Raw genomic sequence first — 1709 nt, 5'->3', positions numbered from 1 at the left:
TGTCACTTTCCGCCGTATAGGCGCCACGGCGTTTTCGGCGTCATGGAGCCACGCGGTTTCCGCCGTAATGGAGCCACTTCGTTTTCGGCATATAGGAGCCCCCAGGGCTGATGGACACCTCGATCTGAGCCCGGCCGCGTCGGTGCTGAAGTGCATGCCACACCAGGCATGCACGGAGGCAGCGATGGGCCGAAGGAGAATCGAGATGTTCCAGTACCGATCCGTGCTGGCGCAGATCCGGCGGGGCGCGTCCGACCGGGAACTTGCACGCAGCCACGCCATGGGCCGGCGCAAGCTCGGCGAGTTCCGGGCGCTGGCCGTCGTGCAGGGCTGGCTCGACGCCGAGGCGCCGCTGCCCGAGGAAGAGCAGATCGCCGCGGCGCTGGCGGCGCCCAAGCAGGCCGCCAGCACCGTCTCCAGCCTGGAGTCGCATCGCCAGCGCATCCAGGAGTGGCTGGAGCAGTCGGTGCCCGGCACCGCCATCCTGGCCGCGCTCAAGCGCAACCACGGCTACCAGGGCAGCTACTCCTCGCTGTACCGGATGATCGTCTCCATCCGCGGCGAGACGCCGCCGGCGGCCACCGTGCCGCTGGCGTTCGCGCCGGGCGAGGCGGCGCAGGTGGACTTCGGCGCCGGGCCGAAGCTGCTGCACCCCGACGACACTGTGCGGCGCACCTGGGCGTTCGTGATGACGCTGTGCTTCAGCCGCCACCAGTACGTCGAGTTCGTCTGGGACCAGACGGTGGCGACCTGGCTGGGCTGCCACCGCCGCGCCTTCGAGTGGTTCACCGCGGTGCCCAGGCGGCTGGTCATCGACAACGCCAAGTGCGCCATCAGCAAGGCCTGCATCCACGACCCGGTGGTGCAGCGCGCCTACGCCGAGTGCGCCGAAGGCTGGGGCTTCCGGATCGACCCATGCCCCCCAGGCGACCCGCCCAAGAAGGCGTAGGCTTCATGATGCACCTTGTTCAGTTTGTTGAACAGGAATGAGATGCACGGGGCACGAGCGGTACTGACCGCCCACGTCGTGCACGACTTGGATGTCGCTCGGCAGCTCATAGAGACGCTGGCGCTTGCTGCCGTAGACGTGGCACTTGAGCTGCCCCTGGCGAGCCAGCGTATTGACCATGTCGACGGTTACCCCTAACTGCTTGGCGACATCAGCGCTGGTCAGCAGTCCTCGCTCTCGCAGTCGGGCATAGCGGCCTTTGAGTCCGTAGGCATGGCAGACCGCGTTGATCTTCTTCTTCGTGAAGAGGTCGCCACGCCAGTTGCGATGTCCGAGCTCGTTGAGCTTGGCGGCGATCTCCTCGTAGCTGGATGTCTCCAGTAGGCCGTCGATGATCTGCACGACGTTCGCCTGGGTCTTGCGAATCTGCGCTATCGGCGGGGCTCTGAGTACCTGCAGGCTCTGTGTGCGGCCACCACGCCAGCGGATGCTCAAGTTGACCTGCTTGCCCGATACCAGCGTGACGTCCTCGATGAGCAGCCCCAGCATTCGCTTGCGCTCCACGGCGCTCGTGCGTGGATCCATCCAGAGGCGTGGGAAGTCCCGTGCCAGATCGACGATCCGCTGGCGCGAAGGCTCCTGCAGCAGAGCTTGGTCGGCTGCCTGCCGGCGTTCGTGTTCCTGCTGCAACGTGTCGAGTTGGCGCAGCCGTGCGTTCCAGTCGGCCTCCAGTGCGTCGGCCACCAGCCGGTTGTCCGGG

The 1709-nt window shown here is 66.6% G+C and carries 1 protein-coding gene and 1 pseudogene; one reads left to right on the top strand and one right to left on the bottom strand.

The window, feature by feature from the left end; translation table 11 throughout:
• The first annotated feature begins 205 nt into the window (after window positions 1-205).
• Window positions 206-949 (top strand): IS21 family transposase, encoded by a 744-nt coding sequence (gene istA, locus ALA01S_RS30945; protein WP_238456031.1) that lies wholly within the window; start codon window positions 206-208, stop codon window positions 947-949.
• Between the two features lie 3 nt (window positions 950-952).
• On the opposite strand, the pseudogene ALA01S_RS30940 reads toward istA, so the two are convergent.
• Window positions 953-1709 (bottom strand): annotated as a pseudogene (locus tag ALA01S_RS30940) (recombinase family protein); the annotation flags it as partial.

This window comes from Azohydromonas lata NBRC 102462 (genome assembly GCF_001571085.1).
Lineage (GTDB): Bacteria > Pseudomonadota > Gammaproteobacteria > Burkholderiales > Burkholderiaceae_C > Azohydromonas > Azohydromonas lata.
The sequence above is the reverse complement of the archived record's forward strand: the minus strand, read 5'-3'. Positions and strand labels throughout refer to the sequence as shown.

Bases quoted from the DNA above. Each gene is read 5' to 3' on its own strand.
- istA (WP_238456031.1), top strand. From the start codon at position 206: ATGTTCCAGTACCGATCCGTGCTGGCGCAGATCCGGCGGGGCGCGTCC.